Genomic DNA, 7409 nt, shown 5'->3' with positions numbered 1-7409 from the left:
GGCTGAGCGGTTGAAAGCACCGGTCTTGAAAACCGGCGTATCGAGAGGTACCCAGGGTTCGAATCCCTGTCCCTCCGCCATATAACAGCTTGTTTTTCAAGTTATTTTGAAAACCAAGGGAAGTGTTGGGAGAAATATGGGAGCGTTTTGGGAACTCCAGACGTATCGAGACCTGATATAGGTTTCGAATCCCTCTCCCGCCGCCTTATTGAGAGCCCTTGTTATGCAGGGGCTTTTTTTTTGAGTCAGCACAAGCGGGATCAGCCCCGCCTATAAAAAGACAGCTGAGGTGAAAAATGGAACGACCCGAAGTAAAACGTCGCGACTGGATCATGGTGAAAGAATCTCTGGATTCAGAAGCCGTCGAATGTCAGGTATACAATGTGCATGACGATGGCACCCTGTTCGTTGGTTATTTCCAGCATAGCTTCAAAACCACGAAACTCCGGGTAGATTGGAACGGCGAGTTCTGGCAAGTGGTCGTCAAACCCTAAGACAACGCATTCCAAGCCCCTCAAGTGCCTGCCGGACCCTCCGGCATGGCTTGCTGAGTCCGCTGAGTACGAGCAGCCAAAGCACTACCCAGACCTTTTGCGGTTTTTCTGAACCTGCAGAATAGATATTAGCTCGCTCCCCCCTCCCACCGCTGATCACCGCCTTTATTCAATACTCTGCGGCCTTATCGTCAAGTGCTCGAAAGCTGGCAGAGAAACAGGTATACCGGAAACAGTAGATTATCGCTCTGGAGTCAAAGCGGCTTATTATCAGAAAGGTTTTCAATGACCGCCTTTGCAGGGCCATTCAAGGGAGGGGTTATGCGACATTCTGAGCGACACAGAACACACCGGACCGGCTGGCTGCGGGCAGCCGTGCTCGGCGCAAACGATGGCATTGTCTCGACCGCAAGCCTGGTGCTGGGTGTCGCCGCTGCCGGCACAGACTCCGAAGGGGTGCTGGTCGCGGGGATTGCCGGCCTGGTCGCCGGGGCCATGTCGATGGCCGCCGGAGAGTATGTATCCGTCAGTTCCCAGGCGGATACCGAGCGCGCCGACCTGGTACGGGAGAAAAAGGAACTGGCCACCCGGCCCCACTATGAGCACGCCGAATTAGCCACCATTTATGTCAATCGAGGGCTGGATGCCGCGCTGGCATCCGAGGTCGCCACCCAGTTGATGGCGCACGATGCCCTGGCTGCACATGCACGCGATGAGCTGGGCATTTCCGACAGCCTGAGCGCGCGCCCCATACAGGCTGCATTTGCCTCCGCCGGCACCTTTGCCCTGGGCGCACTGCTCCCCCTTCTGACCGTGCTCCTGTTTCCGCCAACCGCGCTGCTCTGGGCCGTAGCCTGCGGTTCACTGCTGTCTCTCGCGCTACTGGGTTCCCTGTCCGCCCGTGTTGGCGGCGCGACCATGTCGACAGCGGCCTTGCGTGTCACCTTCTGGGGCGCATTAGCCATGGCGTTGACGGCTGGGGCCGGGGCGCTGTTTGGGGTGGCGGCCTGAAACCCCGTGTTGCCGATATGCGCCTTTTTGACGAGGTACTGGGGGTGAGTTCTGGCAAGTGACGCGCGTCGAGCCTAACCTGAACTCAGGTGGCCACAGTCAAATCAGCCCAGGCGAGAAACATGCGCATGCTATTTTTATCCCACGGCGGCGGACCGCTCCCGGTGCTCGGCGATCAGCACCACGCGGAGCTGGTCAAACAACTCCGGCTGCTGGCGGAGAAAATCCACAAGCCCTCGGCCATTCTGGTCATCAGTGCCCATTGGGAGGCCCCTGCGCCGACTATCACCGCCCACCCGCACCCCGGTCTGGTTTACGACTATTACGGCTTCCCCGACGCCGCTTACGCCATTCAATACCCCTGCCCCGGAGAACCCGCGCTGGCCAGGCAAACACAGGCCGCCCTGGTTAATGCCGGCTTCGAAGCTCAACTCGACGAGGAACGGGGTCTGGACCACGGGGTGTTTGTCCCCCTGAAGATTATGTATCCGGATGCGGACATTCCCTGTGTGCAGCTGTCCCTGCTCGACAGCCTCGATCCGGCCGAACATCTACGCATGGGAAGGGCGCTGTCCACCCTGGCAGGCGAGGAGCTACTGGTAATCGGCTCAGGATTTTCCTTCCACAATATGCAGGCTTTTTTCTCTCAGGATACCGAGCAGACAAAGACGATGAATGAGCAGTTCGAAGCCTGGTTGATCGATACCTGTACGACGACCTCAATCGATGAAGCAGAGCGGGCCAGACGACTGGAAAACTGGGCCCAGGCACCCTTTGCCAGGTACTGCCATCCGCGAGAAGAGCATCTGCTTCCCCTGCTCGTTTGCTATGGCCTGGCAAACCGGGCCGGTGAGGAGGCCATCCGGCTAAACATTTTGGGTAAAAAGGCCAGCCTCTACCTTTGGTAGCGGGCTCCCGGACATTGCGCCCGACAATAAAAAAGCACCGCGAAAACCGCGATGCTTTTTTGTTACCTTTGACTCTGGAATGGCTTAGCCAATCGACGGTGGCTAAGACTGGTTGGAGAGGCTGTCACCCTGCCCATCGGGAGCCTCTTTGGGCACCATCACGATCAGCGGACTCGCTTCGGTGGCCGCCCAGGAGAAGCCGATATCGTTGAGCCGGTGCATCTTGTCCTCGGGGAGATAGTTAAAGTGCAGATCTGCCCGTTGTTTGGTCACCCAGGCACCCAGGTCCATATCACCGTCGACGATATATTTTTTCGGCACCAGGCAATCACCCTGTCTCGCTTTATAGGCCTTGAGCTCGGCAAAGCCCCTTTCCCACTGATATTCGCGCAAGTTCCAGATGAACCCGAGCGCCGCAAGGCGGTGATATTTATCCCGCGGGTAAACGCCATCGTAATCCCGCTGATTGCTTACCCATAGACCGAGCAGGAAGTGGTCTTTGTTGCGGTAACCGAGAGGAACGACACAATCGCCAAACTCCTCGTAGTAGTTTTGCAGGGCGGCAAAGCCGGTTTCCCAGGTAAGGTCCTCCATATCCCAAATAAAATGGAGTTCATCAAGGCGCCGATATTGTTCCTCGGAAACTTTTCCCTCGGCATAATCACGGCGGACTTTCTCCACCCAGTGCCAGAGTGAATGCCCAGACTGGGTCTTAAAACCGTGGGGCACGATACAGTTGCCGTATTCCGCCTTGAAGGCGGCGATTTCTTTGAACCACTCTTCCCAGGGCACAGCATTGGTTTCTTCAAGCTTGATATCGTAACTTCTTAATTGAACGTCTTTCATAGCTCTATCTTTATCGGTACTTTGAATTGGGGCCTACAGTAATACAGAACCACTAGAATACTCAAACTAGAAATCACCCTATTCGGGCTGAATACGGCTGCAGCGAGGGTTCAGATCACAGGAACGGGCAGTGGCCATTTGTTACAGGCACACAGGCACTGTCAACAAGGTAATATCTGATGTTATCCCACTACAACAACAGGGCGGTCGCCAGGAACAGCATCAAGCCCATACCCAGGATATCGGTAAAGGTGGTCAGGAAAATACTGCTGGCCATGGCCGGATCCGCCCCCAGGCGCCTCAGGGTCAGGGGCACCAGCACACCAAAAATGCCGCTGCCGACACAGGCACCAACCATCGCGATCAGAATGACAACCGCCAACAGGAAGGGTTGTTCAACGCCGGTGTATCCCGCATAGACCCACATCACCACCGCCGCCACCAGCCCAACCGCCAAGCCGTTTAATGCCCCCAGCACTATCTCTTTGCGCAGCAGCTTGCGCACCGGGTAATCACCCAGTTCTCCCAGGGTGAGCCCGCGCAGGGTAATGGCCAGGGCCTGGCAACCGGTATTGCCGCTCTGCCCGGCCAAAACCGGCAGGAACACGGCGAGGGCAACGATCCTGGCGATGGTATCCTCGAACATCCCCACCACAAAAGCGGCGGCAAATGCCGTGAGCAAATTGACCTGCAGCCAGGGGTGACGCATGCGAAAGGCCTCGATAATAGAGGTGGTAACGCGCTCCTCCCGGTCCAAACCCACCATGGATCCGGACTGGATACTGATTTCCGTCGCCACGTATTCGAACAGCTTCCAACTGAACACCAGGCCAATCAGTTTATCGTCCGCATCGACCACCGGGTACAGCCGGTAATGGCGCTTGAGAGCGGCGTTAACCGCTTCCGGCATACGGGTATCCTGGGTGAATGCAAATGGCTCAAACGTCATAATCTGAGCAAGTGTCTGGGCGGGACTGGCCAATAACAGGTCGCGCATGGCAACCACGCCCATCAGGTGGGAAGCCTCATCCACCACGTAGATATAGGTGATACTGGACACCTCCTTGAGGTGCACAATGTAATCCAGGGCGCCGGCAACCGTGGTCGCCATCGGCAACACACCGATGGGTGGCGACATCAGTTTCTCGACCGTGCCGTTAATGCCGCTGACCAGGGCGGTGGTCTCTGCTTCGCCCCGGGTCGCAGTGCCGGGCAGGTGGGAGGCAATCAACAGCGCTTGTTCAGGGGGCAACTGGGCCAGCAGATCGTGAATGATGGCCTGGGATTCACCGCCGAGCAGCTCTGCCGCCTTGACCGGGTCGAGCTTTTCCACCGTCGCAAGCAACGTTGGCTGGGAGCTGGTATTCATAGCAGGTCACCTTTTTTGCCGTACTCGAATAGTAAAAAGTGTATATCAGTATGGTCTAACCGGCCCTGAGCGGTCATTTACAGGGCGGTGGAGCCCCGTATAAAAGCGCGGCACAGGTGATGATCAACAGTCGCCGTCGCCGGCGGGGAAAGGTAATTCTGCGCAGCAACCTGTAGCATGCCCTAACCTTATGGAAGTCCCCGCACACGGAGTCGCAATGAAACAGTTTCTTGCCATCGCACTCACACTGGTACTGACCGGTTGTTCATCCCCGGCAACCGCGCCGCCCTCGCCCGGCCATAAACTGCTTGGCACCGGTATTGAAAGCGTGATCGAAAAGCTGGGGCCGCCGGAGCAAATTACCGAGACCAGCGCCGGCAAACATTATCGCTGGCAACGCCATGAACGGGTGGAAAGCTCTTCCTACGGCAACTACAAACGCTCCGTCGAAGCGAGCTGTATTTTCGAGCTGACGGTAGATAAAGCCGGCCTCATCAAGGCGACCAGCAGGGCGGGCCACGATCAGGTTTGCATGTACTTCGACGACAAACTGTCATGACCCGAGTCAGGAGGGCATGTGAACGTTATGAGCCGGCCACTGGGCGAGAGGGATTCAGCCGGACTGTTCGTCCCCATTGCTCGAGGTTGACTGCGGTTGCGCCCCGGCACCGAGCATGACGCCCAGCCAGTAGGTATCCCCGTGATTTTCCAGGGCGATCTTGACCATGATGGTCAGGGGGATCGACAACAGCATACCCACCGGCCCCAGCACCCAGCCCCAGAACACCAGGGACAGGAACACCACCAATGGCGACAGGTTGAGCCCCCGGCCCATCACTCTGGGTTCCAGGGCATTGCCGATCGCCACATTCACCACCAGATACCCGAGGGCAGCGAGCCCCGCTGACAGTGGTCCGTGCTGGATCAGCGCCAGCAGCACCGCCGGCACCGCCGCAATGATGGAGCCGACAGTGGGCACAAAGTTGAGCAGAAAGGCCAGCAACCCCCACATCACCGGGTAGTCCACCCCCAGAATCCACAGCCAGATCATCACCAGCACCCCGGTCAGCAGGCTGAGCAGGGATTTGATACTCAGGTAGCTGTTGACACTTTGGGTGAACCGCACCAGCGCCTCGCGGGTGGCACCGGTATCCTGGCGGGCGGCCTGCAGTTTGTCACTGAACCCCACCTCCTCGGCGAGGATAAAGATCACCGTCAGCAGGATCATGAAGGCATTGGTCATGACGTTGCCAAAGGAGCTGAGGGTATTGCCCGCCAGCTGCATCACCTTGCCGGGATCAAAGCTCTGGCGCATCTGTTCCATGTCCAGGGTCATGCCCCGCTCACTCAGCCAGGTGAGTGAGCCGCCGCTCATCTGTTGCAGGCGCTCCTGGTACTGCGGCAGGTTCTGGCGGAAATCGTTGATGGAAGCACCCACCAGAATGCCGATCAGCCAGCCCGCCAGCACCACCAGAGCAATAATCAGGCAGATGGCGATAGCGTTTGGCACCCGATGTCTTTTCAGCCAGGCCAGCAACGGAGAAAAGATCAGCGCGATAAACACCGACAGCAGGAAGGGTACCAGCAGGGTCTCCGCCGCCTTCAGCCCCGCCACCAGCACCACAAAGGCCGCGGCAATCACTATGCCCCGCGCCATCGGCGAAGATTCCCTGTTCATTCTTCCTCTCCTTCCAGTTCGGCCAGCAACAGCCGGATTTCGTCGATGCCTTTGGCCGTCAACAGTGAACTGCCGCCGATGTACTCGCGATCACTGATCTCACAGCACTGCACCCGCACGGCCTCAAGGCGGTCATTATGTCTGATCGGCATCCCCAGAAATACCTGCCAGTCATTCTCGCTGGCCTGCCCCTCGACCACCATATGCAACAGGGTGACCACATTGTGTTTCTTGAGCTGATAATAGGGCGTGCCAAAACGCATAAACACCATTAGCGCAATCAACACCAGAATAAACGTCATCAGCAGGGTGAGCAGAAAGGTCACGGCAGCACCAGCAATTTCAGGGCGACGATCAATGTCACCGCGATGATCACCGGCTGCACCAGTGTCGCGCCGCGGCTGATCACCAGATTGGAGCCCAACCGGGCGCCGACAATTTGCGCCAGCGACATGGCGATGGCCAGGGGCCAGACCACATGGCCGCCAATAATAAAAATGGTCGCCGACACGCCATTGACCGACAACACCATGGCCTTGGTCTGGGCGGTGGCCTTGCGCAGCCCGTAGCCCATCAGCCACACCATCAGAAAGGGAAAAATAGAACCCATGCCCGGCCCGAAAAAGCCGCCGTAAAACCCCATCAGGGGGGCCGCCGTGAAGGCAAACTGCAGCGGTGTCAGTCGCGCTTCACGGTGCTCATCGGTAATGCGCGGTGAAACCAGAAAATACAGCCCGATGGCAATCAGCAACAGCGGTATCAGTTTCGACAGCAGTTCGTTGCCCACCTGCTGCACTGTCCAGGTGCCGAGCGAGGAGCCGAGGAGCGCGGTGACCATCGACGGCAACAGCGGTTTCAGATCCAGGTGGCCCTTGCGAAAGAAGTTCCAGGTGGACGACAGGGTACCGAGGGTGCTCTGCAACTTGTTGGTGGCAAGCGCAGTGATGGGCGGCAATCCCGCCCACAGCAGTGCCGGCAGGGTCAGCACGCCACCGGCCCCGGCAATGGAGGAAATAAAACCCGCGACAAAGGCGATCACGACCAGGATGGAAAAAACAGCGGGATCTGGCATGGGTCTAAACGTCGAATTGGCGGATAAGCGG

9 protein-coding genes are annotated in these 7409 nt (G+C 57.9%); 4 read left to right on the top strand and 5 right to left on the bottom strand.

Annotated elements, in window-relative coordinates; translation table 11 throughout:
- Positions 1-296: 296 nt before the first annotated feature.
- The 3 genes from ABY948_RS03195 to ABY948_RS03185 all read left to right on the top strand — a co-directional run bounded on the left by ABY948_RS03195 (position 297) and on the right by ABY948_RS03185 (position 2413).
- On the top strand, positions 297-494 hold the full coding sequence (locus ABY948_RS03195) for a hypothetical protein (protein WP_461481069.1): 198 nt from the start codon (positions 297-299) through the stop codon (positions 492-494).
- Between the two features lie 321 nt (positions 495-815).
- Complete coding sequence (locus tag ABY948_RS03190) at positions 816-1505, top strand: VIT1/CCC1 transporter family protein (protein ID WP_461481068.1); 690 nt, start codon at positions 816-818, stop codon at positions 1503-1505.
- Positions 1506-1627: 122 nt separating this feature from the next.
- Complete coding sequence (locus ABY948_RS03185) at positions 1628-2413, top strand: DODA-type extradiol aromatic ring-opening family dioxygenase (RefSeq protein ID WP_461481067.1); 786 nt, start codon at positions 1628-1630, stop codon at positions 2411-2413.
- 102 nt (positions 2414-2515) lie between these two features.
- On the opposite strand, the gene ABY948_RS03180 is transcribed toward ABY948_RS03185, so the two are convergent.
- Together ABY948_RS03180 and ABY948_RS03175 are read right to left on the bottom strand one after the other, a co-directional pair.
- A complete protein-coding gene (locus tag ABY948_RS03180) occupies positions 2516-3259 on the bottom strand; it encodes a helicase associated domain-containing protein (protein WP_461481066.1) in 744 nt (247 codons plus the stop codon).
- 190 nt (positions 3260-3449) lie between these two features.
- Positions 3450-4628, bottom strand: a complete 1179-nt coding sequence (locus ABY948_RS03175; RefSeq protein ID WP_461481065.1) for a magnesium transporter — start codon at positions 4626-4628, stop codon at positions 3450-3452.
- A gap of 217 nt (positions 4629-4845) precedes the next feature.
- Between ABY948_RS03175 and ABY948_RS03170 the strand changes: the two genes are divergently transcribed.
- Complete coding sequence (locus tag ABY948_RS03170) at positions 4846-5187, top strand: hypothetical protein (RefSeq protein ID WP_461481064.1); 342 nt, start codon at positions 4846-4848, stop codon at positions 5185-5187.
- A gap of 54 nt (positions 5188-5241) precedes the next feature.
- Here ABY948_RS03170 and ABY948_RS03165 read toward each other — a convergent pair whose 3' ends face one another.
- The 3 genes from ABY948_RS03165 to ABY948_RS03155 are packed head-to-tail and all read right to left on the bottom strand — an operon-like array spanning position 5242 to position 7378.
- Entirely contained in the window at positions 5242-6306 is a 1065-nt protein-coding gene (locus ABY948_RS03165; RefSeq protein ID WP_461481063.1) for an AI-2E family transporter, read from the bottom strand.
- Positions 6303-6632, bottom strand: a complete 330-nt coding sequence (locus ABY948_RS03160; RefSeq protein WP_461481062.1) for a hypothetical protein — start codon at positions 6630-6632, stop codon at positions 6303-6305. The genes ABY948_RS03165 and ABY948_RS03160 overlap by 4 nt, the downstream gene beginning before the upstream one ends.
- Entirely contained in the window at positions 6629-7378 is a 750-nt protein-coding gene (locus ABY948_RS03155) for a TSUP family transporter (RefSeq protein WP_461481061.1), read from the bottom strand. The genes ABY948_RS03160 and ABY948_RS03155 overlap by 4 nt, the downstream gene beginning before the upstream one ends.
- Positions 7379-7409: the final 31 nt, after the last annotated feature.

The organism is Porticoccus sp., assembly GCF_041592135.1.
GTDB lineage: Bacteria > Pseudomonadota > Gammaproteobacteria > Pseudomonadales > Porticoccaceae > Porticoccus.
Note: the sequence above shows the minus strand (reverse complement) of the source record. Positions and strands in the feature narration are given on the sequence as shown.